Origin of the sequence: Methanothermobacter sp. EMTCatA1 (assembly GCF_002356395.1) — an archaeon.
In the GTDB taxonomy this organism is placed as follows: domain Archaea; phylum Methanobacteriota; class Methanobacteria; order Methanobacteriales; family Methanothermobacteraceae; genus Methanothermobacter; species Methanothermobacter thermautotrophicus.
Genome location: NZ_AP018336.1, coordinates 370130 through 395689, shown reverse-complemented (window position 1 = coordinate 395689; position 25560 = coordinate 370130). Strand labels below are relative to the sequence as shown.

The following is a 25560-nucleotide window of genomic DNA, read 5'->3' as shown; positions in this document are numbered from 1 at the left end:
AATATGAATATGGAATTCACAGACTTCTATGATATACTCCGCGAGAACCTCAACAGTTACCGGGGAGACTATGATAGGATTGTTGACTACGCCCCTGACCTCTTCAGGCTACTAGCAGACCTCCTGCAGAGCAGGGATATAGAGAGAGAGGACCGGCTGATGATCTGCGCAGCCATGGGCTACCTTGTGGCCCCCAATGATATAATACCCGAGGAGATATTCGGCCCCCATGGCTACATAGATGACGTCTACCTCTGCTCCGTGGTGGTTGATAGGCTTGCAGGGAGGATGGGTTACCGGTTCCTTGAGGAGTACTGGAGCGGCGACGAGGACCTTGAATCGGTTGTGGGGGAATGCATCTCCAGGGCCTCTGAGATACTGGGTGATAAGAGGACCAGTGTCCTTGAGTACACGGGTCTCAGATGAGCTTCAGCGGCTATTAATGTTCTGTAGAAATCATGGGAGGTCACCGCGGTGTTAATCAAAGATCCATACTGAGTTGACGCTGCTGTCTCACTGCGGTATTAATTATGCATGTGGCTCTCAGTGATCTGCAAACAGATGTACCTCAAAGGTAACACCTAAAGTTCGTAACAGATCACACTTAACTGCTGGAGCTGTTCCATCAGGCGGCACTGACTGGAACGCTGCCAGAAGACTGCTGTTAGTTTTATTGCAGATTTATGCTCTGCAATCAGAAAGATGAATAAATGATGGTTCATCGGCACCATAACTTCGATCCGCACATTCCACAGAAGTTCTCATCGCCACTGAGGGTTGTTCCACATTCAGGACATTTAAAAGCTGTTTCCAGCTTTTCGCTGGTGCGTCTCTCTATGACCTCACTGTATGTTCCTGATTCAACCCATTCAAGAATCTCGGATGCCCTCCTAAAAGTCATTGGATGGTTGCTCCCCATACAAAGGAGTGCCTTTCCTATTCTATCAAGGCTGTCATGGTCATAATCACTGAATTCCCTAGCCTTTTCAAGGAATTCATCCCTTTCAATCCTATCAAAAAATTTTTTGAGCACCCGCTATTTTCATAAAATATATCAAAAAACCAGATAATTATTATATCATTCGGAGGTGCTAAAATGGATTACAGAGCGATGGGTGAAAGGTTCAGGGAACTTCTGAAGCTCGAGAATGAACCTGTGGCCATAAAGTGGTCAGTGAGGGAGCCACAGGACATCAGAAGGGAGGAGGGTAAATCAAGGTTCTGCAAGAAGCTTGAGAAGGCCATGAAGGGGGAGGTTTTCTATGCAACTGCAGATGAGGAGGAATGTATGGGGGGTGCAAGGTACACAGGGTTAAGGGACGCGAAAGAGTTTCCAGCCAGTATGAGAAGCGGGGCATTCCTCACAGCCATGGGAGTCTACCGGGACATACCTGCAGTCCAGCGCTCCTGGAGAAACAATCTTAACATTGAACCGGGTATATTCAGGGCCCTGATATTCGCACCACTCGGAAGGGCTGAATTTGAACCGGACGTCATATTCATAATCTGCAATGCCCGGCAGGCCATGGAGATACTCCACGCCAATGCCTACGATTCCGGTTCACACGGACTGGGGGCTGATTCAGGACCCATATGCAGTTCAATGGCTGCACTCCCCTACCTCACAGGCAAGGTGACCTATGGCTTCGGTGACACCGGGTCAAGGAGGCACATGGAGATCAGGGACGAGGACGTCATGGTGAGCATACCCGCAGGCGACCTTCCAAGGATAGTCTCAAACCTCGAGGAGATGAGAACCAGGAGGTCCTTCAGGGAGGATTGATGGAAACAGGGAACCTACCGGTCATTCCTGAACACAGAATCACAATTAACTTAATAGGTATGTGAATCCCATTGAAGACCATGGAGGGCGTGTGAGAAATGCTCAGGATCCTTCTCGTAAGGGACACTGAAGCCGATGTGTCTGATCTCCTGGAGAAGCTCAGCTCCGCCGGAGTTGAGGTGACCGTCGCCGACAAAATTGAAAGAGCCGCCGAGGCCGACACGGTACTGATATACACAACCCCTGCTAGGGTCAGCCGATGGGCTTCATGCGACATCAGGGTACCATTCATGTACCTCCTGGACTTTGATGAGAACGTTGTTGTAACCTGCCCCCATGGATGCCTTGAAAAGCCACCTGGAACAGAGGAAATTAAGGCGTGTATGGATTTTATCATCAGGAGACTTGTTCTGGAGGAGGAACGCTACAGAGAACTCTTTGAGAATATCAATACCTGTGTCGCAGTCTATGAGGCCGTGGATGATGGTGAGGATTTCCTATTCACTGACTTCAACAGGGCCGCTGAGGAGACTGAGAGGATTAAGAGGGAGGATGTCCTTGGAAAAAGGGTGACTGAGGTGTTTCTCGGTGTGGAGGAGTTCGGACTCCTTGATGTCCTCAGGAGAGTATACATGACGGGAAATCCTGAGCACTACCCCCTCACAGAGTACCGGGACGAGAGAATAAGTGGCTGGAGGGAAAACTTCGTGTACAGATTACCCTCAGGTGAGGTGGTGGCGGTTTATGAGGACCGCTCAAAGGAAAAACAGCTTCAAGAGGAACTCAAGGAGAAGGAAAAACTCTACAGGACCATATTCGAGAACACCGGAGCTGCGACCACCATAGTGGATGAGGACACCACCATAATCCTTGCCAACAGAGAATTTGAGAGACTGAGCGGCTACTCAGGGGATGAGATAGAGGGGAAAAAGAGCTGGACCGAGTTCGTGGTGGACGAGGACCTTGAAAGAATGACGGAGTATCATAAAATCCGAAGGAGGGATCCGCGCCTCGCACCTAGAAGGTACACCTTCAGATTTCAAAACCGGCACGGTGAAGTCAGGCACATGCAGATGATAGTGGGCATGATCCCGGGCACCACGAAAAGCGTGACCTCCATGGTGGATATCACGGAAATCAAGGAGGCTGAGGAGAATCTCCGGAGATCCCTCAGTGAGAAGGAACTCCTCTTAAGGGAGGTGCACCACCGGGTCAAGAACAACCTCCAGATAATATCAAGTCTCCTGAACCTCCAGAGCCTCGGAACAGAGGGTAAAGAGGTCCGCGATGTGCTGATGGAAAGCCAGGGACGCATAAAGGTGATGGCAATGATACATGAGCACCTTTATCGTTCAGAATCCCTTGCCAGCATCAACTTCAGGGACTATGTAGAGAGGCTGGTGGAGGATATAATCATCTCCCATGGGAGCAGCATAAGGAAGGTTATTGAAGTTGATGACATAAAACCAGATATTGACACTGCGATACCCCTTGGCCTCATAATAAATGAGCTTGTGACAAACAGTGTCAAGTACGCCTTCCCTGATGGGACCGGCAGTGTGACGGTGAGGATCAGATCCCATGATGATGATGTTTCGCTGGTGGTTGCTGATGATGGTGTTGGTTTACCTGAGGATATTGAGCCTGAGAACACTGATACCTTGGGTCTCAGCCTGGTGGGTATACTCACCGAGCAGCTGGATGGAACCCTCACCATCAGACGGGATCATGGCACTGAGTTCAGGATAAGCTTCCCTGTGTAACATTCTGGTACAGCGATAAAGTAGAAATGGAATACTGCTGGAACTGATACGCCATGGCGGATAACCAGATAAAGCAAGAACTGAAAGAAATTTCATGCCTTCATGTTAAAGTCTCATGATTTTTCGCTAACCGATGAATGAGTTTTGCAGGATCCTGAGAGTCCTTATGTAACTGTGACATAGATTCCGGTTACATAAGAATCAGAAAAACTCCCTGCCACCTGAACCCTAAAGGAAACAGAAAAACATCATTCCGATTCTCTGATAAATACATACTCCTCTCTCGAGGGGGTGAACATGGTATGTCAGCCTCCGGATTTAATGAGTTCTGATAAACATATACTCTCTACCCCATGACACGAAAATTGGAGGAACAGGAAATATTCAAACAGGAAATATTCAACTTCGCTATATTATCGTTTAACGAAGGTTATTCTGAGTTTAGCATGAAAAATGAAAATGGTCTCAAATGGGTGTAAATCACCAGCACCATATATACTGAACGGTTTAATTACCCAATTCCCGCACAACTTTACCCTGCAAAAATTAAAAGGTCGAACTGAAGGTGTGACACAAATCCATGAAGGACTTTCACTTTAAGTTCACACCTATCAGGAATGGTGTGATGGAGTCCCGGTCAGGACCATCAGAGGATATACATCACCACCTTACAGCACCTTCACCGATTGCAATGCCTCCAGATAAAAATTAAATGATGGATAAAATTATGATATTACTAATTAAAAAATAGTTGTTAATCATCTTCCAGGTGATTGAGAATTATCCTGCGGATGTAGGCACTCATGCTTGTATTTGCCGGGACTCTGCTTTTAAGGGCCTCTATTTCATCAGGGTAGAGTCTGACAACAACGGGTTTCGTGTCTTTAAGTCCTCCTCCGGGTCTCCTTCCAACCATAAGATTACACCCCTTACATAAACTTGGTCTCCGGCACTTATAAAACTTTAGAATCTGGGGCCGTTTTCCCTTCTGCTCTTCAGTTCTGATGCAAAACCAGGTTTAAAGGATGACTGCAGGATTGCTAAAGAGAAACAAAATCATGGGATGGCAATAGTCGCAGGAAAAAATAAAGGCCAGATTCTACATGGAGCCAATATACGGTTGGGTACCCTCATAGGATTACATAAAGATCAGTATATCGGAATGTTCTAAGTAATGTTCTCACTCTGAAGATTACATAAAGATCTATCCAGGTACACTACCACTGCATGAACCAGAGGATTAAACAGAAACCCTCTTCACCCAGATTTCATGACCAGTATCACCCTTAGAACCTGCGCCTTTATCATGCATCAAGCATATTGTTATGTAATCACAAAACCGCCCTCAAGGAAAAAGATATAATGAACTCCTCCGATAACTAAGAATGGAAATCGTCTTTAAGTGATATCATGGCCTACCTCATATGTGAGAACTGTAACCACTACTGGCAGATCAACTCTGAAGAGGAATTCTGGGTATTCTACATGTGCGACGAGTGCGGGTCACTTCTACTCTACGTTAACAGCCTCAACGAGTACCGTAACCTGACAAAGAGTGTTCCAGAATCCTTTAAGAGGACCCACACCCAGAAGAAGGCTGAGAGGTACTGGAGGCTCTCGGGTATGGGGCACTGGGCCCTCCCTCTGGCTGCCATCACCTTCGCCTCAGGCATACTATTTCTAATCACGGGCCTTAAATGGGCCGTAATTCTGGTCCTGGCCGGACCTACCATCATGTTACTGTCCCTTGCAATCATGAGGATGGGTGAAATGAGGGGTATGGGCTGGACAAAAGGTTATGTGGGTGAACTCATAGTGGCCAGCTGTCTCAGAAGGCTCCCCCAGGGATATCACATCTTCAACGACGTTCACCTTCCAGGTGCCCAGGGAAACATCGATCACGTTGTTGTGGGGCCCACAGGGGTCTATGTGATCGAGACAAAATCCTACTCAGGAAACTATATAGTGAGGGGTGACCGCTGGTTCCTGGATGATGACCTCAGGAAGGAGGAGATAAGATCACCATCCATCCAGGCAAAGAGAAATGCCGCCACACTCAAGGAGTTCCTTGAATCAGAGGACATCTACGTCTCATGGGTAAATGCAATTGTGGCATTCATCAACAGCTCCTGCACCATCATCGAGGATGACGAATACTGCCGGATAATGAAGCCCTGCCAGATCCCCGACCACGTATCAAGAAGCCGTCTCATGCTGGGTGATGGTAAGGTGAACCGTATAGTCGAGGTTCTGAGGAAGCACTCCTCAGAGGTCTGGTGACTAGGTCTGACTACTGAAATACCACATCTTTATATGCTTTAAGGTCATAAATATCTTCTTCAATTCCAGGGATGGAGGATTCTGATGGATTACTATGAAAAATTCAGGAGTTTTCTGGCAATATTCCTTCGCGGACTTTTCATGGGAAGCGCGGATGTGATGCCCGGGGTCTCAGGAGGGACCATAGCACTCATAACAGGTATATATGAGAGGCTGGTGCATGCGATAAGCAGCATAAAATTTGGATTCATAAAGCCACTCCTCAGGGGTGACCTTGCAGGTGCCCGGGAATCCATGAGGGATGAGGTTGACTTTGAACTCTTCATACCACTCCTTATAGGTATAGCATTCGCCATGCTGACGCTGTCCAAGGTCATACTCTTCTTCATAACAAACTACGTCGCATACACCTACGCCTTCTTCTCAGGTCTCATACTTGCATCGGCATACATAGTCTACCAGAAGATCAATGGCCTTTCAGTTAAGAATCTTGCAGCCGGTGGAGCAGGCTTGATATTTGCTTACCTCTTTGTGGGCCTTAACCCTATACAGGCAAACCATACCCTGCCAGTGATCTTCATATCAGGTTTTGTGGCGATATGCGCCATGATACTGCCAGGTATATCAGGAGCCTTCCTTCTCCTTCTCCTGAACCAGTACGAGTACATGCTCGGGGTTCTTAACAGGCTGGCCATAGTTGAAATTGTGACCTTCATTGCAGGTGCGGCCATAGGTATAATGAGCTTCTCGAGGGTCCTCGACTACCTCCTCAGGAACCATGAGGCCATCACCATGTCATTCCTTGTGGGGCTCATGATAGGTACCCTCAGGCTGCCCTACAACAAGATATCAATGGTTGATACCTCCTCAATCATAATATCGGCTGTAATAGCCATCACTGGCTTTGCAATCGTTATGATACTTGAGAGCCGCTTTGACTACATTGACTACTGAATCCTCCAGTTCTACTTTTTCAGTAAATGAATGCAGATACAGAGATTTGCATTTCTCCACGAACAACCTTTTAAATAGAGAATAAAGAGCTATATCATTTATTCTAATTAACAGCCATATCAACATCCGATTACTGCAGGTGCAGAGTCTATCTAGGTGCTCACGACGAAAATTGTATATGGCATCGACCTTATATGGAATCACATGAAAGATGTCATGGAGATGCTGAGGCGCTACTTTAAAGATAAGGCTCAGGTTAAGATGGCTTACCTCTTCGGTTCGATGGCATCTGAAAGGGGAGGACCTCTAAGTGACATTGACATCGGAGTACTCCTTGATGATGATCTGGATAGGGTTGAAAGGTCCAAGGTGAAACTTGAATTAATATCAGAACTTACATCTCTGCTCAAATCTGACAGGATTGACCTTGTAATAATGAATGATGCTCCTGTAAATCTTAATTATGAAATAATAAAGTCTAGAAAGCCTTTAATTGAAAATAAGTCCGTGAAGGTTGACTTTGAACACTACATACTCTCAAGGTACCTGGATAGAAGATACTATGACAGGAGATGGGTATCCAGGTACATTGAAAGGAGAGATGACAGCCATGAATGATATTGAGAGGGTCGCTAATAGAATAAAGATCATGAACTCCTATGTTGAGTTCCTTAAAGAACACAGGGCATCAGAAAGAGAACTTTCAGAGGACTACCTCCTGAGATCTGCAATTGAGAGAAACCTCCAGCTTGCCATTGAATCTGCTCTGGATACTGGGGAGATTATTATCTCAATGGAGGATCTTGAAAAGCCCGAGACCTACAGAGACATCATTGAGATCCTTGAAAAGCACAGAATACTTCCACATGAATTTGCAGAGCGATTCTCTGAAGCTGCTGGTCTGAGAAACATTCTTGTCCACATGTATACGGATGTTGACCCTGCCATAATTGCAGAGGTCCTTGCAAACCGCCTTGAAGACTTCGACCTCTATTCAGAGTATATTTTAAGTTTCATTGAAGCCAGATCCTCCAGAAAATCTGAATGAGAGGCTTTTCACCGGGATCATGATGATCTAATTTAGAGATCCTGAATATGCTGGCAACCACTTCTTATTCTGTAATAAATCCATCTATCTGCGTTTTTTCCGCGTCAGAGAATCATTCTATCTGGTAAATCTCAAACATGTGATCTCTTGCCTTTGATATGTAATATGAGGCTGTCTCATCGGGTGCCAGCCGGCAGAGGAAATCAAAGGTGTACTTCAGGATATCCACTTTGACCTCACAATCAACACAATCAAAGAAATAAGACATTCTGAGTGCCTCTTCCCGCCCCACATCTGTGCTGCAGATCTTTCTCATTCTCCTGTTCATGTCGAAGGGGTTCTTTATTTCATCCAGTTTCTCCAAGAGGCTGTGCTCTGATAGGTCCATCATACCTTCACCATCAATAAACCGTTCATTGAACTCCACATCAACAATCTCACCGTCCTCAACCGTAAAGGTGTAGACGCTACAATACGACTCCAGATCATAAGAAAAATCAACCATGACCTCAGTGATATACAGTGCAACAGGTAGCAACATATCAATAAACCATGACCTGACCATTAGAGGATCAAAATCCCCTAAATCCACGTTACTCAGATCAAGATCCATATAATCTGCATCAAAATATGCAATAAAGTCTTCATCATACCTGAAGGATGAAATAATGTACTCCCTGTTATCCAGGTAGGTCCTACTAAAAACCTCTCTAATCCCATCATCGGGCATACCATCTATAACATAATTAAATGCCGTATCACACAGCATCTCCTTATTATCATCATAGAATGCCTCAGTGAAACGTTTCCATCCATCATTAACTGATTCCTTATCAAGCAGGTGTTCATATTCATACTCATTAACTAGCTCCACCAGTACATCAGCCGTTTCATCATCAATATCTGACATGACATAAACCCGTCCGGTAACTTATTCTGTCTTTCTAAATCTACCATCTTTAACAGCTCCACCTACTCAAAAAACATCAACAAAAGCTTCATCAACCATAAATAATCCCATAACACCGATGACTCCAAAAAGAGGTAATCCATTAATTCGAACCATTATTCATCAAACCTTAAAACATTTAATATCATCAATCTTCCAGATCTGACCACCAAACTCCTTAACCTGTTTCAGAGTCAGCTCCTTACCACGAAGCTCATACGGGACATGAGGGAGAACCACATGGAAGTACTCAACACCCTTACGGAGTAACCTCCGGATCAGGTGGATAGGGAGAATACCGTAAACAATATCACCTTTTCTCATCCTCAGCATCATCTCATTACTAAGATGACCAGTCACGAAGACGTCCCGGTCAAGGCCCTTACCATTCAGTTTAGCCAGTATCCAGTGCACAGTACTCTGGTGCCTCGTAATAATATATATTCTACCATTATCCATTTCATTACACATAAAATCACCTCGGATAGAATTGTTTCTCCTCACTATATACGACAAGTTCAAGCACCACCAACAAACCCAGAAACACAAACAAAATCACCACAAAGACACACAGACTCAGAAAAGACTCGAGGTACTCAAACAAACACAAAAAAGAACAAAAAAACAAAACACAGACCCAAAAAGACCAGAAAAACAACACAAACACACCAAAAAACCGAAACACTTAAATACTGAAAGGGATTTCTGCAGCAGAAGGGAGACAACATACATGTCAACAGAGCACACGTGGTCATACCTCATTCCTCATCAGGCAGTAATCAATCCAGGAATCCACTCTGAAAAAATCAGAGGAAACCCTTTGCCATGCAAAGATGTCAGCGCTCACGTGAACAAAAAAGTAGAAGAAACCTCACCATACTGAAAAGATTATTTTACTGTGATAAAACAGATATATATTCATGCAGATTCTGAGGGGTATTGGTGCGGGTGCAGGCAGGAGCAGTGGAAGGGTCCGCATAATAAGGAACCTCGAGGACGCGAGGAACCTTGAATGGGGAGAGGTGGCTGTTTTCAGGAAGATATCCCGGGACATGCTACCGGAGATCCGGAGGGCAGGCGCTGTCATAGCAAACTACGGCGGCCTCACAAGTCACGCCGCGATAACCCTCCGGGAGCTTGGCATACCCTGTGTCCTTGGAACAGAGGTTGCCACTGAGGTCCTCCGTGAAGGTATGATAGTAACTGTTGATGGAAAAACAGGGGGGATCTACCGCGGGGTGATGGACTGGGTGAAGGCTGAGGATACCCCCGGTTTCCATGAGACAGCCACCGATGTCATGGTAAACCTCAACTTTCCCTGGCTGGCACCAAAGGTGGCTGAATTTGCAGACGGTGTCGGCTCAGTAAGGATAGAAAATATGGTGATAGAGACAGGGAAACACCCCCACTTCCTCCTGAGAGAGGGAAAACTGGCAGGGGTTCTTGAGAAGGGGCTCAGGGAGATACTTGAGGCCTTTCACCCGAAACCCGTCATATTCAGGACCTTTGATATCCCCGCTGATGAGCTCACAAATCTAAGGGGCTCATTCGAAGCCTGTGAGAGGAACCCGTTCCTTGGAATGAGGGCTATAACAAGGGACCTGATGGAACCTGAAATCCTGATGGCTGAATTCGAGGCCCTGGGGAACCTCCTGGATTCTGGTTACAGGAACCTCCAGCTTAAGTTCCCATTTCTCAGGGACGTGAAGGAGTACGTGACTGCAGTTGAACTCCTGGAGGAGTCAGGAATCACGCCCCACAGGGATATAATGGTCGGGGCATCAGTGGAGACACCATCGGTGGCCCTCCAGATTGATGAACTCCTTGATGCTGGCGCAGATTTCATATCCATTGGCATGAGTGACCTCACAATGTGCAGCCTTGCAGTTGACCGCAGAAGCACCCGCGTGGCCGGCCTCTTTAACCTCTCACACCCTGCAGTGCTTGGACTGGTGGAAGATGTTATAGGCGCCTGTCATGAGGGTGGTGTGAATGTCTACGCCGCTGGATACGCTGCAACCAGTTACATGCTAGTCAGGAGACTTGTTGAGATGGGTGTTGACGGTATATCCACAAGCCCGGATAAGATCATCAGGATGAAGTACTTCATAGCCAGGATAGAAAGGTCCCTCATGCTCAGGGGCGCTGGAAGGGTGGAATAGTTCATTCAAGTGGGAACGTGATCCTGAAGAATGCGCCATCCCTGTTTCCATATTCCAGTTCACCCCCAATCTGCATCACAAGGTTTGATACAAGCTGCATTCCGAGTGATTCCAGTTCATCAATGTTGAAGTCCTCAGGAAGCCCCCTGCCGTTATCTGATATTTCAAGGATACCAAGATCATCCTCCCTCTTGAGCGAGATCACTATCCTGCCTCTGTCCCCTGTGAAGGCGTGTTTGATTGAATTGGAGATTATCTCATTGGTTATCAGGCCCAGGGGGATGCACCTGTCCATCCCGGACATTATATCATCGTAGTGGACATCGAGATCCACAAGGAGCCCACCGGTGGACTGCAGGGTGGTCATCTCCTCTGCAATTGCCCTGAGGTATTCTCCAACGTTTATCATGGAGAGGCTGCTTGATCTGTATATCTTCTCATGGGCAACTGCCATGGCCCTGCCCCTCATCTGACTATCCCTGAGGACATTGAGGGTCTCCTGGTTGTCTGTGTATGCTGTCTGGAGGGACAGCAGGCTTGCCACTATCTGGAGGTTGTTCTTGACCCGGTGGTGTATCTCCCTCAGGAGAACCTCCTTCTCACGGAGGGATTCCCTGAGCTGATTTCGCATGGTTATCCTCTGCAGACCATCGGATATTTCCCCTCCAAGTACCTCCAGGAACTCAGTTTTTTCTTTAACGTCACTGTATGCTGCTTGGAGCCTTAAGACACCCCTTACAGCCCCATCCACACTCAGAGGTATCTCAATGATTTCTCCATCCACCCTGACACCTTCTGTATCTGGAATGCTGTCTGGAGGCTTCAATCCCCTCTCAACCTTTAAATCTGGGTCAAGGTATGCTGATCCCCCATTGAATTCAGGGCATCTGATTATGAAATCAAGGACTCCCTTGAGGAATAATTCAGGGTCTTCTGTATCGGCCAGTTTGAGTATGATATTTATGAGCCTGAGGTGGTTCCAGTGCTCATTCATCCTCCTCCTGTAGCTGATCTGCTTTACAGCCAGCATATAGTACTGTGAGATGTGCCTGACAGCCCTGAGATCCGCTTTGCTGAAGCTGGTGCCCCTGAGTATGAACTCTGAGCTCATATCTGCAGAGGAGGAGGTTATGCGGATCATTTTACCATCCTCTGAGAGTCCCTCAAGGTCTGGAACCTCTTCAGTGGGTTCCAGCTTTTCTGTGATGGTGATTGTCTCCCCATTTCTCAGTCTTATGATTCCTCCATCTGCGCCTGTAAGTTTGCATGTAGCATCGAGTATGTACTCTGTGAATTCCCCCAGATTATCAGTTGAGACCGCTTGTGGGTAGATTTCACTGAGGACCCTTCTAACACGGACTTCATCCCTCAGTTTCCTCTGGGACTCCCTGAGTTTTGTTATGTCATTGAAGCTCAGAATCATCTGACCTGAATCTGGAAGATCACCCCTGTGGACCATGACATGGAGGTTCCCCCTGACCCCCTTCATCCTTATCAGCGCCCTCTGGGAGTCCCGGAGTTCCTCAAGTTTCTGAAGTTCATCCTGGTCCACCAGGTCCCTTAAATTGAAGCCCTCATCAACACCGAAGAGTTCCCTGAAGACCCTGTTTGTCCCTGTGATGTTCCACTCCCTGTCTGTGATGGCTGTGGGGGTGGCCCTGTTCTCAAATATTGCCCTGTAACGGTTCTTTGATCTTCTGAGTTTCTTCTTGGTTTCAATGTAATCTGTGACGTCCCTCAGTATCTCTATGGCCCCCACGGTTCTATCCTCCGCATCACAGATCGGGGATGCCTTGAGCTGGAAGTGCCTGCCCATGTGCTCAACATGGACCTCTGCATAGATTGCATTACCCTCCCTGCTGATGTTGCGGTACCTTGAAGGGGCCTTTCCAGGGTTCAGCAGGAATTCAAGGAGCCCCGGGGTCCTCCTGCCATAGAATGGAACTGCGTAGACCCTGTTACCCCTCCCAAGGATCTCCTTCTTTTTCACGCCTGTGAGTCTCTCAATCTCACGGTTCCAGGCTATCACCCTTCCACGGGTATCCAGGGCGAAGGTAGGGTCGGGTATGGACTCCAGGAGGTCCTTGAACTTTCTGTGCTCCTCCTTTAACTTCCTGTGGGCCCTGTAGAGTTCAGTCATGTCCCTGACAATGCCCATCACAATGTCACCTGATCTGCTGAGGACCACCCTTGTCGGGAATGTCTCACCGCTGATCTTTCTGTGGATCCATGTGAACTCGCATTTTTCGCCATTCATTGCCCTCTCAATAAGTTTCCGGGCAATTTCTGAGGACTTACCATGTTGCTGGTACTCAGGTGATAGCTCCCATGGTTTTCTGCCCAGTATGTCTTCCTCATCTCCCCCGAAGAGTTCAAGGGCCCTGCTGTTGCATTCTATTATCCTGAAGTCCCTAATCAGGAATATTGCATCCCCTGCATTCTCAAAGAGTTCCCGGTACCTTGAGGAAATATCATTCATCCTCCGCTCTGATTCCATCCTCCTGAGGGCACCGGCTGTGCTGGATGCTATCTCCCTGAGGAAGCCCAGCTCCTCATCGTCAATCATCCTAGGGGCTGAGACCACAAGGTAAAGGGGTTTGCTGCAATCTTCAAGTTCAATGACGGCAGTTGAGGTATCCTTCCCTGCGATGATGCCTGGTTGGAGTGGTGATACTCTTTTTTCACCCTCCCCTGCAATCACGGTTCCATCAGATTCCCTGAAGGATGCACCGGAGTATCCGGCCTCCATCAGGATCCTGGAAACCCCTTCCATCAATTCCTGAGGGGTGGCTGAGATGGCTGCCTGGCGGTTGATTCTGCTTAGAAGTCTGAGGCAGCTGTTGTTCCTCCTCAGCATCCTCTCAAGCATCTTCTGGGGCGTTATATCCCTGAACATGCAGAATCCTCCCCTGAAGCCGGAGGATTCAATGAGGGGGTGACCTGAGAGTATGACCCACCTTGTCCCGTCATCCGTCCTGAAGCGGAGTTCATGTTCACCCGATGATCCCCTTCTGCATGAATCAAGGATTCGCTCCATGGTCTCCCTGTCAGTGGGATGTATAAAATCAAATATCTTCCTCCCGATAACATCCTCCCTTCTCATGGAGAGGAGGTCAGCCATCCTCTCATTGCAGTACTGGATGCTTCCATCGGCATTGAATACACAGACACCCTCACCTGTGGTTTCCAGTATCTGCTGGTACCTCCTGCTGGTATGTGAGAGCAGGTTCTGGATCCGGTTCTTGTAGATTGCAAGTTCCATTGCGTATCCAAGTTCCCGGGAGTTGAAGGGCTTGAGGAGGTATGCCTCAGGTTCGACCCCGGCTGCCCTCTCAAATACCTCCCTGCTGGAGTAGGCTGTTATGAAAATCAGGGGGATGTCCATCTCCTTCTTTATGGCCCTTGCTGCTGTGACTCCATCCACATCTGAGGGGAGTACTATGTCCATGAGGATGACGTCGGGTTTCATCCTCAGCGCGGTTTCAATGGCATCCTCCCCGGTCCTTACAGTGACAGTCTCATACCCCCAGGATTCCAGGAGCCTTGAAAGTTCAAGGGAGGTTACAGCCTCGTCCTCAACGACAAGGGCAGATGGCATGGATATTATATTATTTTTTCTATTATATTAATTTTTTTATTGAAAGAAAAAAGTTGAATGTATATCTGTAAACCATTGTGGTTGATTATGTGTGCAGTGGGGCCGGTTTCTGTGCAGGATATCCTTTCCGGGTCCATATTCTGCTACAACCGTATAATTTCAATCCAGGCTAACAATGCGGAGCTACCAAACTTCCTATTCAAGCTCATATTCAAGGCCAAGAAGAACCTCCCTGATCCTGTTAAGGGTCTCATCGGGGGCATCCCAGTAACCCCTCTCAGCTGTTTCAAGGAGTATCTCACCCATCCTCACAGCCGCATAGGGGTTGTTCTCTGAGATCCTCCTCCTCATCTCATCATCAAGGATCAGGGTTTCTGCAACATCATCATAGACCCAGTTATCCACTGCACCGGTCGTTGCAGAGAATCCCAGGAGGTGTTCCACCCGGTCCTTGATGTTCTTGGCACCATGGTGGTCATGGGCGAGCATCCCATCCAGCCAGACCGGATTGAGGATTCTGCACCTTGCAGCCCTCCCTATAACCTCATCAAGGCCCTCAACGTAGATTTCATCCTCAGTTGAATCCACGACCCTGACGCTGCAGGAACCCCCCAGGCTCCGCACCGAGGAGGTGAGGCCGCCCATGAATTCATAGTAATGGTCAAGGTCTGTCACCTCATACTCCACGTTATCCCTCTCCTGGGCCACGAGCTCAACCCTCTGGAGGTTCCTCCTGAATTCATCCGGTGCCTCTCTCACAGAATCCGGGAGATAGGCGTAACACATCTCCCCCAGGTAGGCTGCTGCCAGTTCATCCTCCTGATCCCAGGCACCACCTCCTATGATATCAGGGATGCTGCTGGCATACTCCGCTGGTCCAGGTCCGAATATCCTCGGGGGGACCTTCACCTCTCCATCCTCAAGGTTGTGTTTCAGGATGTAATTATCCTCAGGGTCCTCGTCAAGACCTGCAACAGTTTTGAAGGCCCTGTTAAGTATCTCAATCTGGGATCCGAGTGTGTCCCTGAATATGCCGCAGATGTTCACCAGGACATCAACCCTGGGTCTTCCAAGCTCATTGAGGGGTATGACATCTATGTTCTTTGCCCATGGACCATACTTCCTGTTTATGCGCACCCCCAGGAGTTCCAGGATCATTGAAATGGTATCTCCACCTGTTTTAAGGGTTTCGAATCCCCATAGAACCACTGCAACGGTCTCGGGGTACCTCCCATTTTCCTCCAGGTAGTCCTCAAGGAGTTTTCTGGCTGCAAGCCTGCCCCTTGATTCGGCCAGGGGTGCCGGTATCTTCATGGGGTCAAAGGCGTGCATGGAGTAGCCTGTCGGGTATACCTCAGGGTCCCTGATTGGGTCTCCGCCCCTGGAGGGGTTCACATACCTTCCCTCAAGTGCCTCAAGGAGGCCCCTGCTTTCACCCCTGAAGTCACAACGCTCAGATAAGCTACGCACCCATTCAACGTATTCAGGGGGAAGATCCACTGACTTCCCTGTTAGTATCCTCTTCAAAGCCTCAGCCGCGTGCCTCTCAATCTCCCATCCTGTGGCTGTATCCATTGAACCCCTGTAATCCAGTCCAAGCTTCTCTGCCACCATTGAATGGATGGAGGGGTATTCCCTGTCAAATCTGAGTACACCGAGGAGGTAGCTGACCATGTCATTGGGGTCCCACTCTGAGTCCATTATGTGAAGGCCCCTTGGTATCAGTCGCCTTTTCATCCTGAAGAGTTCAGACTCAATCTCAGGGATATCCCCCCTCAGGTTAAGCTGTGAGGCCCTCTCAATTATTTCATCCCTCAACCCATCATCAGGGTCCCCATGCCACTGGTCGATGAGTTCTTCCAGTACCAGGTAGTCACCGTAGAGGTCAGACTGCCTCACAGGTGGTGACGCATGTGCCACCGGGAGGGCGTAGGTTCTTCTTCTTGCTATGGTCGACTCTGAGGTGTTACCTGCCCAGTAAAGGTATATGTTGGGGAGCTCCCCCAGGAGCAGGTCAGGGTAGCATTCAGCCCCCAGGGCGGTCTCCCTTCCGGGCAGAAACTCAAGGGTCCCGTGCATCCCGAAGTGGATGATGGCGTCAAGTCCCAGTGAATTGAGGTAGGCGTAGAAGGCCAGGTACTGGTGGTGGGGTGGATTATCCCTGCTATGGTAGCTGTCGGTCTCCATGATCCCGCGGGAGGGCTGTATGCACAGGTAGACCGAGCCCAGTTCAGTCACCGGGATGATGATGTCATCACCATCAACCATCAGCTCCCCCGGTGGTTCGCCCCACCTTGCCCTCACATCATCCTGGATCCTCTCTGGCAGACGACTGAAAAATTCCAGGTAATCACTGAGGGGGATCCTCTGGCCGCCATATTCATGGTAGGATGGACTGTTGATGAGTCCCTCCCTCATGAGAATATCCTTGATGGGTTCATCAGGTATCCTCACACTGTATCCCCTCTCCCTCAGCCTCCTGAGGAAAACCTCCAGGCTTTCAAATACGTCAAGGTAGCCCGCGTTTCCAAGGTTGGCCTCCCCCGGAGGGTAGTCATAGAGGATTATCCCTATCCTCTTCTCATGGTTCTCCATTGTCCTCAGCTTCAGCCAGTTGAGTATCCTTGCAGCGAATCTGTCCATGCGCTCTGGCACCACGTCAACAACCCTCACCTCCCCCAGGTCGGGGTCATTGAGAGTCCTCATACCCGCCGTGAATACCGGTTCAAAGCCTCCGTCAAGTTCAGGGAGTGTTATGCCAAGAACTATCTCCATCGGGTTGAGGCCATCACCACCTGCCTCCCATTCGTCGAGGTCTGTCTCATAGCCCCTCAGGCAGATGAGGTATGGGGCGCCTATCCTCCTCAGGAGCCTCCTTGTGGCCTCAGGGTCGCCGCCCAGGGGGCCCCGGTTCAGCTGGAAGTACTGCATGTTGACAAAGAGGTCCACGTCCCCCATGTACTCCTCGATGGCCCTCAGGTTGTTCTCGACGTCCGAGAAGACCACGGTGCAGTTCACATTTCCATGGAGGCGACTGTAGAGTTCCTCAACCAGGGGTCTCGTGTCATCGAAGTGCATCCCTGAATAGAAGAGCATGCCAACTGTTGGGAGCTCCGGGTTGAAGTTTGAAGCCCGCCTGTAGGACTCCAGGTCCCTGTAGAATCCCCTGAAGGGGAGGTAGAGCCCGTAGGGCGGCATCTCCACCGGGTCCTCGAAGGGAACCTCCAGGTCTGTGTAGCTGTCCAGGAGGAAGAGTATCAGGTTCATGAGGTTGTCGGGGTCGCCGGCCCCATAGTAGTCCATGGCCTGGAACCATCTCTTGAGGTCATCCCTGATCTCATCTGACCCATGCAGTTCGAGTATGGCTTCAAGGTCCCTCTCCCTTACAAGTGAATCTATCCTTCCAGGTGCCGCTGCAACGAGTTCACCAAGATCAAGTTTGCCCATGGATGTCAGGGAAAGTATGTGGTTGCTCCCCCACACCAGGGATATGACTGTCTTATCCCTGTCCCTGAGGATGCCCGGGAGTTCCCTCCCTATCCTCTCGTTACCCCTTATATCCACGAGTATTATGTCGGATTCATCGATGTATTCAGCCACGTCGTCCATGGGGACGCGGGGGTCCTCATATTTCTCAAGGTAGACCTTAGTTATGCTTACAATGTCCCCATGTTCCTCCCTTATCCTGGTCAGCGCCTCCTTCAGTGAGGCCGTGTTGTTCATGGTGGTAACAGCAAGTATCCTCTTCATAAGTAACCACCACCCATCACCACAGTGAATACCACTTTCTTCATTATCAGTCACCTCAAACATGTTGATACTGAATCAGCGCCCGCTACTTCATGATCCGGGAGGACCAGGGCACCGTTATCCATCATGATCGTCCGGTCTGCAACCATCTGAAGGAACTCCAGGTCATGGGAGATCAGAATCATGGCCACCCCCATTCCCTTCAGTTTACCTATCCACCCTGCAAGTCTTTTCATGTTATCAAGGTCCATGCCCGTCGTTGGCTCATCCATTATTATGAGATCTGGTTTTCTGAAGAGATAAACGGATATGAGTGTTCTCTGCTTTTCACCGCCGCTGAGTGAATGGGGGTGTCTCTCCATCAGCTGATGGAGCTTCATGGTCTCAAGGAGGTCCTCAACATCCCCATCAGAATAATCATCCAGACCGAAGGTTATCTCCCTCTTCACAGTATCCATGAACAGCTGATGGTCCGGGTCCTGCATCACAAGACCGGCGGTGCCCTCAACCCTGATCTCACCCATCTCCGGCTCTATGAGTCCCACAATCAGCCTTGCAAGGGTCGTCTTTCCAGAGCCATTCGGGCCAGTCAATCCCAGGACCTCGCCCCTCCAGAGATCCAGGTTAACACCATCGAGCCTGAAGTCTCCCTGGGTGTGGGAGATGTTCATTACCCTCAGTACAGGGTCCTGTTTCGTTTCAGGATGGGTGGAAACCTGAAAGAAAGGCCTCAGACCGCGCCCTCCACAGGACCTCTGATTGAAACCTGGAGATGGAGACCTCAGACCGTACCTTTCCCTGAATTCAGGGTCCAGGAGGTTATCAGTGTCTGTCTCCTCAACGATCATGCCCTCATCCATCACCACGACCCTGTCAAAGACCTCAGGGACCCTGTAAGTTCTGTGGTCAATCAGGATCAGTGTTTTATCCCTAAGGTTTTTGAGGATGCTGAAAAGGTCATCGGTGGATCCCTGATCCAGGTTGGATGTTGGCTCATCCATGAGGAGGATTTCAGGGGACATGGAGAGCTGTGATGCTATTGCAACCCTCTGCTTCTCACCCTCTGAGAGGTTGAAAACGCTTTCATGCCTCTTATGCTCCATACCAACCCTCCGGAGCGCATCCTCCACGCGTTCCTCACGTTTATCCAGCTGGAGGGTATCTGGCCCCAGGGATACCTCCGAATTAACATTCAATGTGAAGAACTGGGACTCAGGATTCTGGAAGACGTATCCAACATCCGCTGCAAGGTCCCCGGGGGTGAGGGAGTCTGTGTCCCTGCCCATCACCCTGACTGTTCCATCCATCTCCCCTCCCATCATGGAGGGTATCACCGCAGTTACTGCCCTTGCAAGGGTTGATTTTCCACTCCCACTTCTTCCTGTGATGAAGACCGATTCACCCCTTTTAACCCTTAAGCTGACGTCCCTGAGGGCCAGCCGCTCCTGATTGGGGTACCGGTAGCTCACACCATCAAGGAGGATTGCGTCCAATCAGACCACCGCCCCATCCATTATCACGAGGGATGCGAAGATAACAGTGAAGAATGCTAAAAAGGTGATATCCCTCCCGCTTAACATGAGACTCCCTACGGGACCTTCACGAGGGTTAAAGCCCCTGGTCTCTGCAGCGATGGCCACCTCATCTGAAATCTTCACAGTCCTTATTATCATGGGTATTATGAGTCCCCTGTAGAGGAGGGAAGGCCTCCTGATGATGGAAGATCCTGAAAGACTGGTCCTGAGTTTGAGGGAGTCCCATATGGAGGAGGCCTCCACTGCAAGGGCCGGTATGTATCTGAGGGCGACTGTGAGTGTGAAAACTATCTCCCCGGGGATTCTGACGGATCTGAGGGACTCTGCAAGCTTCTGAGGCTCGGTAGTGAATGCAAAGGATAGTCCTGCCGCTGATATTATGAAGAAACGGGCGAAGAAGAGGCTCAGAAATCCCATGGTGTGTGGGTTACCTGAGAGCACCATGATAATGGCAAGGGAAACCAGCCAGAAAAGGATGATGAATGAGAGGAAGGGTGCTGCAAACCTCAGGGACCCTGAATGGGCTATCAGTGCCGTGAAAATGACTCCCATGATTATCAGGAGAGTCAGGTCTGATATGAATGTAGACAGTAGCGTGGCGGATACCACCACAGTGAGCTTTGAGAGGGGGTTTACCTCCACAAGGAACCCCTCAGGGGTTGATGTGAATGGTGAGAACACGGCCTTAAGGTCCAATGAAAGACCTCCATGAGACATTAATCCAGGGCGCCGGCCCTTCTGAGCTCATTTATGATACCGTAACCCACAAGGGCACCCAGCATTCCAAGGACAGATACTGTTATGGCAGATATGATTATCAGTGCCGGTGCCAGCATGAAGCTGGAGAACCCGAAGAGGAAGGGAACCGTGAGGATGACGAGGGTCTCGATGAACTTATCAACACCACAGCCCACTAGAAGGGAATTCCTTGAAGAGTAGACGCCGTATTTCAACCCGACGGCGGCATCCGCTGCAAGGCCTCCCAGGAAGGTCGCGGGTAGTAGGGGAAGGAATGCGGGCATTATGAGTCCACAGATTATCCCGTTAACAAGGCCTATCAGGGTGAAGGTGCCTATCTTTCCCACCTTTGCAAGTCCAACGCTTATGACGATGCAGACAAAGAAGGCGGATGCAATCGACTTGAATGCATCCACAGGTGTTATGGCTGCAACACCAAGGATGGTCACCGTCTGAACGATGTACATCAGGGCTATTATGAGGCCCGTGAAGGCCAGATCAGCTGTTGTGAAATCTCTGAATCTAAACAACAATCACACCTCCATGCGTGTCATGTTTTTTCATAAACTCCCAAAGTCCTAGATCAGTATATCATCAAGGTAGAAGATTTCAGAGCCAAAGCGTGACGCCATGTCCTCAAGTATACCCAGGCTCCTCTTCTCGGGTTCTGCATTAACGAATAAAAGGTTCAGGTTCCTCAGTTCAGTTTCAAGCATATTCATGTCCTCCTCGAGGTTGGAGTTGATGAATACGTTGCAGCGGCCGTCTGATATTACAACGGCTGTGCATGCCTCATCGCTGGATGATGATGCAACCTCAGCTGCCAGTCTGAGTGCCGGTGTGAGGGGTGTCCTCCCGCCTGACCTGAGACCCTCAAGGGCCTCCTCAACGGTCTCAAGATTCGATGTGGGCTCAACCACCAGGTTTGCCTCATATCCCCTGAAGGCTATGAGGGCTATCCTGTTCCTCTTTTCATAGGAGTCCCTCAGGAGCAGCCATGAGACCGTCTTTGCAAATTTTATCTTCCTCTCAAGTCTCATTGATGACGAGGTGTCAAGGACGATTATGTAGAGTGCCCTGGATTTCCCGATCCGAACCTTCTCCATGAGGTGTTCGGGTTCTATGGTTCCGGTTCCAGCTGAAGCAGCCTTCCTCAGGGTTGCATCAACGGCCACGCTGGATGGTTCAGGGTTCTCCCGGGCGCGGACATACTTACCCCTCCTCCCGGTTACCGTTGAACTGCTCTGACCCTGGAGGGATCCCTTCAGGTCAGGGATCTTCAGGTCACGCCTCAGCCTCCGTTCCCTGTCAATCTCTGAGTCATCCTCGAATTCGCCATTCATGATGTCCTCTATAATCTCCTGGCTGAGTTCCTGTTGCCTCTGGAATGGTAGCTGTCTAAGTCTGTGCTTCATGGCAAGGAGCGCAGCCTCCATCACATCATCCCCTGTGACCCTCCTCCTGCCGTTGAATGCCGCCAGTGCCCTCGCGGTCCTTGCAGTTATGATATCGGCCCTGTGGGTCCTGATGCCAAGGGCTGCTGCTATCTCAACTATGAGGCCCAGGGTCTCATCATCCAACTCGACCATCTCAAGTAAACTCCGTGCCCTGATGATTTTCTCCCTGAGCTCCTCCTGTTTCCTCCGGAACCTTGAGTGGAAGGACTCTGGATCCTCCTGGAACTTCATTGCACGCTTTATGACTTCAATTCTTTCATCAGGGTCCTTTATTGCCTCCACATCAACACTGAGGCCGAATCTGTCAAGTATCTGGGGTCTGAGATCACCCTCCTCAGGGTTCATTGTACCTGCAAGTATGAACCTTGATGGATGCTGGATGGATATGCCCTCCCTTTCAATGATATTCACGCCCATGGCTGCTGCATCGAGGAGGACGTTCACTATGTAGTCATCAAGGAGGTTGACCTCATCGATGTAGAGGATGTTGCCGTTGGCACGTGCAAGTATGCCTGGCTCAAGGGCCTTTATTCCATCCCTGAGGGCCCTCTTTATGTCCAGTGAACCCACAACCATATCCTCGGTTGCGGATACAGGGAGGTCGACCACCTCCATCCTGACCTGTCTTGATGGCAGGCTACCCTGTTCCTCAAGTTTTCTGCGGCACTCCATGCATATTTCTGCTCCATCAGGGTCGCATCCGAACCTGCAGCCCTCCACCATTTTCCTATCAGGGAGTACATCCCTCAGTGATCTCACTGCAGTTGATTTACCTGTCCCCTTATCGCCCCTGATCAGGACGCCGCCTATTGATGGGTTTATGGCGTTGAGGATGAGGGCCTTCTTGAGGAGTTCCTGTCCAACGATGGCTGTGAATGGGAAGTAATGATTATCCAAGCTATCACCGGTTCAGTGGTTGTCGCCTAGATTATTTAATAATTTCTAAAAAAAGATTAGTATTACTTATTTAAGTAATAAGGGCAAAATGTAATACTATATCGGGGTTGCGGATACTGTTAAGGGTAACCGCCACTGTGGCTCCCATTCTAAAAGGTGATGAAATGAAGCCACCGCTAAAAAGAAATGATTGAACCCTGACCAGATCTCCAAAGTTTAAGAAAATAAAGGATGAGCCATTATAGAGTCCGGATCCAGCTGGATATGAAAACAGATGGACGGCTCATGCAACATCCCGGTAAACCCTGAGTATTCTCTTCACCTGTTTTACGGTACTGAATGAATCAGCCACCTGAAGCCCCTTCTCCCTTATAGATTCGACTTCAGCCCTGTTTTCAGGATCCAGCACATGGTTTATCTTATCGGCAATGGCAAGTGCATCTCCTATCGGTACACTGTAACCTGTCTCAGAGTCCCTTATAAATTCTTTCAGACCACCAACAGCAGTTGCAATGGTTGGAGTCCCGCATGCAAGGGCTTCCAGTGCAACAAGCCCAAAGGCCTCCTCATTGGAGGGTAATACAAAGACATCTGCAGCGTTCATCCATACTGCCACTTCACTGTAGGGCACCGCATCAAAGAATCTCACATCAGCATCGATTTCATTAAGTCTGTTCTTTACGGTGTCAAAGTATTCCCTATCGACGGGGGCTCCGAGTATTATGCACTGGACATCATCGAATTTAACATGTTCAAGGGATTCGATGAGGTAGAGGACCCCCTTACGAGGTATTATGTTACCCACGAAGAGGACTATCCTCTTATCTAGGGGTAGGCCAAGCCTCCTGCGACATTCTTCCTTATCCATCGGTCTGAATATGCTGGTATCAACCCCCATGTTAATGATATGTATCTTCTCTTCATCAACACCGAATTCGTCTACAAGTTCGTCCCTTATATCCCTGCTGACAGCAATAACTGCAGAGGCCCTCCTGAGGACAAACCTTGAAACTCGAAAGACCCGCTTATTTTTGCTTGCAAGGTTATACACGTCACTGCCATGGGCCGTTATCACAAGTGGTCTGCCCGTTAACCAGTGACATATGAGACCTATGAAGCCCGTTGGAAAGACGTAGTGGGCGTGGATGACATCAAATTTTCTCCGAAGTGAACACCAGATTGATCTTAGCAGAAGGGATCCATACTTGTATATGAGCCGTGGCAATCCCTTCCTCTGGTCCGTGTTTACAACAACAAACTGCTCAAGATCGGTATAACGCCTGAAAGTATCTACGTGAACCTTAATGAAACTGCCGAATGATCTGTTCTCCTCACCGGGATACATATTTGAAATCATTAGAACTCTCTTAACCAAGATAACACCTCTCCGATGGTGTGCTTCATCCATGTGTGAATAACAGTAAGTCAAAAAATGCAATAATCCTATAATCCCTGGAACTTATAAACCTTCGTATTAATAGAAATTACACTTACTCCTTTACTTAAATATACACATCCCCATGCCCTAATTAAAGATTAGAGTTAATCTATGCTTAAAAACCTCTCAAGGGATTCTAGAGCCTTTAGACGTTCCTTTTTCTCGATTTTAGCATCCTCAACGGCGGACCTGAGGTATTCAACTGTACAGTCATAGGTCTCCCTGTCCACAGGGTATGGATAGCCATCCTTCCCGCCATGGGCGTAGCTGTACTTGACAGGGTCCCTCCAGCTTGCCCTCTCCCCATGGACGAGGTCAGCGACAAGGGCAAGGGCCCTCACCTTTTTGGCCCCGAACCCTGAGAGCATTACGAGTTCCTCATAGTCCCCTGGCTGGATCTCATAGGCCATCTCCAGTACAGCCATGTCCCTCTCTGTGAGGTCCACCGGGAGAACCTCATGGTGGGCTGGCATGTCCAGGACATTGAAGTCAAAGAGCGTCCTCTGGCCAGTTAAATAGCTGCGGATGTGAGACGGGCCATCACAGACCAGGTCAACGCTGGCCTCACGGGCCCCCCTGCTGATGGGTGAAGTCATGTCAAGGACCTCACTGAGGGTCCTGTCAGAGGATATGCCGCTGTGGGGTGACTCGACGTACTCCCCGACCCCTGAGCCGAGCCAGTGGTACCGCCGGGCGTAGCCACCATGTGGGTCAAGGCCCTGCTGGACGACGGCCCATTCACCATCGGAGTCAACCAGGAATGTGTGCTGGTAGAGGTTGAAGCCGTCCTGGATGCAGTTACCATCAACCCTGGCGGATATCCTGCTTGCGTATACCAGCCCTTCACCGTCCAGGTCGAAGATTTCAGCTGCAGCCTGGAGCTCGGAGGGTGTCCTGCGGGATTTCCTTCCCTTTCCACCTGCAACCATTATCCCGTGAACCTCAGGGTCAAGGGCGGACTTCAGCGCCCCGCAGGTCGTGGTGGTTGTCCCTGATGAGTGCCAGTCAAAGCCTATTACACATGAAAAGGCCTGGAACCAGAAGGGATCAGATATCCTTGATATGAACTCTGAGGTCCCGTACTCCTCAATTATAACCTCTGCAATGGCCCCTGAGAGTTCAATCATCCTCCTCATGAGCCAGGCAGGGGGATGGCCACCGTGAAGCGGCAGGTTTGCAATACCTGTTCTCCTCATTGTATCATCCCT

The 25560-nt window shown here is 49.3% G+C and carries 20 protein-coding genes; 8 read left to right on the top strand and 12 right to left on the bottom strand.

Going from position 1 to position 25560, the window contains the following annotated elements; all coding sequences use genetic code 11:
* The first annotated feature begins 3 nt into the window (after positions 1-3).
* Positions 4-426 carry a YkvA family protein gene (locus tca_RS02125; RefSeq protein WP_238374229.1) on the top strand — a complete coding sequence of 141 codons (423 nt, stop codon included), beginning with the start codon at positions 4-6 and terminating at the stop codon, positions 424-426.
* 292 nt (positions 427-718) lie between these two features.
* Here tca_RS02125 and tca_RS02120 read toward each other — a convergent pair whose 3' ends face one another.
* Positions 719-1033, bottom strand: a complete 315-nt coding sequence (locus tca_RS02120; protein WP_286709052.1) for a zinc-ribbon domain-containing protein — start codon at positions 1031-1033, stop codon at positions 719-721.
* Positions 1034-1096: 63 nt separating this feature from the next.
* On the opposite strand from tca_RS02120, the gene tca_RS02115 reads away from it, so the two are divergent.
* Both tca_RS02115 and tca_RS02110 read left to right on the top strand, forming a co-directional pair.
* Positions 1097-1783, top strand: coding sequence for a DUF169 domain-containing protein (locus tca_RS02115; protein ID WP_010876108.1), 687 nt, complete (start codon positions 1097-1099; stop codon positions 1781-1783).
* A gap of 98 nt (positions 1784-1881) precedes the next feature.
* Entirely contained in the window at positions 1882-3546 is a 1665-nt protein-coding gene (locus tag tca_RS02110) for a sensor histidine kinase (protein WP_286709051.1), read from the top strand.
* 754 nt (positions 3547-4300) lie between these two features.
* Here tca_RS02110 and tca_RS02105 read toward each other — a convergent pair.
* Complete coding sequence (locus tag tca_RS02105) at positions 4301-4462, bottom strand: hypothetical protein (RefSeq protein ID WP_010876106.1); 162 nt, start codon at positions 4460-4462, stop codon at positions 4301-4303.
* A 494-nt stretch (positions 4463-4956) separates the two neighbouring features.
* Between tca_RS02105 and tca_RS02100 the strand changes: the two genes are divergently transcribed.
* The 4 genes from tca_RS02100 (at position 4957) to tca_RS02085 (ending at position 7828) form a co-directional block, all read left to right on the top strand.
* Positions 4957-5826 (top strand): nuclease-related domain-containing protein, encoded by an 870-nt coding sequence (locus tag tca_RS02100; RefSeq protein WP_286709050.1) that lies wholly within the window; start codon positions 4957-4959, stop codon positions 5824-5826.
* Positions 5827-5967: 141 nt separating this feature from the next.
* On the top strand, positions 5968-6780 hold the full coding sequence (locus tca_RS02095) for a DUF368 domain-containing protein (RefSeq protein ID WP_286709260.1): 813 nt from the start codon (positions 5968-5970) through the stop codon (positions 6778-6780).
* 204 nt (positions 6781-6984) lie between these two features.
* Positions 6985-7398, top strand: coding sequence for a nucleotidyltransferase domain-containing protein (locus tca_RS02090; protein ID WP_048060824.1), 414 nt, complete (start codon positions 6985-6987; stop codon positions 7396-7398).
* Complete coding sequence (locus tca_RS02085) at positions 7391-7828, top strand: DUF86 domain-containing protein (RefSeq protein ID WP_010876102.1); 438 nt, start codon at positions 7391-7393, stop codon at positions 7826-7828. The genes tca_RS02090 and tca_RS02085 overlap by 8 nt, the downstream gene beginning before the upstream one ends.
* A gap of 112 nt (positions 7829-7940) precedes the next feature.
* On the opposite strand, the gene tca_RS02080 is transcribed toward tca_RS02085, so the two are convergent.
* Positions 7941-8738: a hypothetical protein gene (locus tca_RS02080; RefSeq protein WP_010876101.1), complete on the bottom strand. Its 798-nt coding sequence runs from the start codon at positions 8736-8738 to the stop codon at positions 7941-7943.
* Positions 8739-8900: 162 nt separating this feature from the next.
* A complete protein-coding gene (csx16, locus tag tca_RS02075; protein WP_048060823.1) occupies positions 8901-9248 on the bottom strand; it encodes a CRISPR-associated protein Csx16 in 348 nt (115 codons plus the stop codon).
* A gap of 449 nt (positions 9249-9697) precedes the next feature.
* Between csx16 and tca_RS02070 the strand changes: the two genes are divergently transcribed.
* A complete protein-coding gene (locus tca_RS02070; RefSeq protein ID WP_286709049.1) occupies positions 9698-10939 on the top strand; it encodes a putative PEP-binding protein in 1242 nt (413 codons plus the stop codon).
* Position 10940: 1 nt separating this feature from the next.
* Here tca_RS02070 and tca_RS02065 read toward each other — a convergent pair whose 3' ends face one another.
* From tca_RS02065 to tca_RS02030, 8 genes are all read right to left on the bottom strand, one after another.
* The gene (locus tca_RS02065; RefSeq protein ID WP_286709048.1) at positions 10941-14537 is read right to left on the bottom strand and encodes a PAS domain S-box protein; all 3597 of its coding nucleotides are present in this window, start codon (positions 14535-14537) and stop codon (positions 10941-10943) included.
* Positions 14538-14732: 195 nt separating this feature from the next.
* Positions 14733-18287 (bottom strand): cobaltochelatase subunit CobN, encoded by a 3555-nt coding sequence (locus tca_RS02060; RefSeq protein ID WP_052457307.1) that lies wholly within the window; start codon positions 18285-18287, stop codon positions 14733-14735.
* 50 nt (positions 18288-18337) lie between these two features.
* Positions 18338-19780 (bottom strand): ABC transporter ATP-binding protein, encoded by a 1443-nt coding sequence (locus tag tca_RS02055; protein ID WP_010876093.1) that lies wholly within the window; start codon positions 19778-19780, stop codon positions 18338-18340.
* Positions 19781-20518 carry a CbiQ family ECF transporter T component gene (locus tca_RS02050; protein ID WP_048060821.1) on the bottom strand — a complete coding sequence of 246 codons (738 nt, stop codon included), beginning with the start codon at positions 20516-20518 and terminating at the stop codon, positions 19781-19783.
* A 20-nt stretch (positions 20519-20538) separates the two neighbouring features.
* A complete protein-coding gene (locus tca_RS02045) occupies positions 20539-21090 on the bottom strand; it encodes an MptD family putative ECF transporter S component (protein WP_052261154.1) in 552 nt (183 codons plus the stop codon).
* A 48-nt stretch (positions 21091-21138) separates the two neighbouring features.
* A complete protein-coding gene (locus tca_RS02040; protein ID WP_010876090.1) occupies positions 21139-22914 on the bottom strand; it encodes a magnesium chelatase subunit D family protein in 1776 nt (591 codons plus the stop codon).
* Positions 22915-23197: 283 nt separating this feature from the next.
* Positions 23198-24289 carry a glycosyltransferase family 4 protein gene (locus tca_RS02035; protein WP_048175297.1) on the bottom strand — a complete coding sequence of 364 codons (1092 nt, stop codon included), beginning with the start codon at positions 24287-24289 and terminating at the stop codon, positions 23198-23200.
* A 167-nt stretch (positions 24290-24456) separates the two neighbouring features.
* A complete protein-coding gene (locus tca_RS02030; RefSeq protein ID WP_286709047.1) occupies positions 24457-25548 on the bottom strand; it encodes a DUF763 domain-containing protein in 1092 nt (363 codons plus the stop codon).
* Positions 25549-25560 lie beyond the last annotated feature (12 nt).

What these genes read in the sequence shown, in the direction of transcription:
- tca_RS02080 (WP_010876101.1), bottom strand. Translation starts at nt 8,738, where the DNA reads ATGTCAGATATTGATGATGAAACGGCTGATGTACTGGTGGAGCTAGTT.
- tca_RS02105 (WP_010876106.1), bottom strand. Translation starts at nt 4,462, where the DNA reads ATGGTTGGAAGGAGACCCGGAGGAGGACTTAAAGACACGAAACCCGTT.
- tca_RS02095 (WP_286709260.1), top strand. Translation starts at nt 5,968, where the DNA reads ATGGGAAGCGCGGATGTGATGCCCGGGGTCTCAGGAGGGACCATAGCA.
- tca_RS02030 (WP_286709047.1), bottom strand. Translation starts at nt 25,548, where the DNA reads ATGAGGAGAACAGGTATTGCAAACCTGCCGCTTCACGGTGGCCATCCC.
- tca_RS02070 (WP_286709049.1), top strand. Translation starts at nt 9,698, where the DNA reads ATGCAGATTCTGAGGGGTATTGGTGCGGGTGCAGGCAGGAGCAGTGGA.
- tca_RS02085 (WP_010876102.1), top strand. Translation starts at nt 7,391, where the DNA reads ATGAATGATATTGAGAGGGTCGCTAATAGAATAAAGATCATGAACTCC.
- tca_RS02125 (WP_238374229.1), top strand. Translation starts at nt 4, where the DNA reads ATGAATATGGAATTCACAGACTTCTATGATATACTCCGCGAGAACCTC.
- tca_RS02090 (WP_048060824.1), top strand. Translation starts at nt 6,985, where the DNA reads ATGAAAGATGTCATGGAGATGCTGAGGCGCTACTTTAAAGATAAGGCT.
- tca_RS02115 (WP_010876108.1), top strand. Translation starts at nt 1,097, where the DNA reads ATGGATTACAGAGCGATGGGTGAAAGGTTCAGGGAACTTCTGAAGCTC.
- tca_RS02065 (WP_286709048.1), bottom strand. Translation starts at nt 14,537, where the DNA reads ATGCCATCTGCCCTTGTCGTTGAGGACGAGGCTGTAACCTCCCTTGAA.
- csx16 (WP_048060823.1), bottom strand. Translation starts at nt 9,248, where the DNA reads ATGTGTAATGAAATGGATAATGGTAGAATATATATTATTACGAGGCAC.
- tca_RS02110 (WP_286709051.1), top strand. Translation starts at nt 1,882, where the DNA reads ATGCTCAGGATCCTTCTCGTAAGGGACACTGAAGCCGATGTGTCTGAT.
- tca_RS02100 (WP_286709050.1), top strand. Translation starts at nt 4,957, where the DNA reads ATGGCCTACCTCATATGTGAGAACTGTAACCACTACTGGCAGATCAAC.
- tca_RS02060 (WP_052457307.1), bottom strand. Translation starts at nt 18,287, where the DNA reads ATGAAGAGGATACTTGCTGTTACCACCATGAACAACACGGCCTCACTG.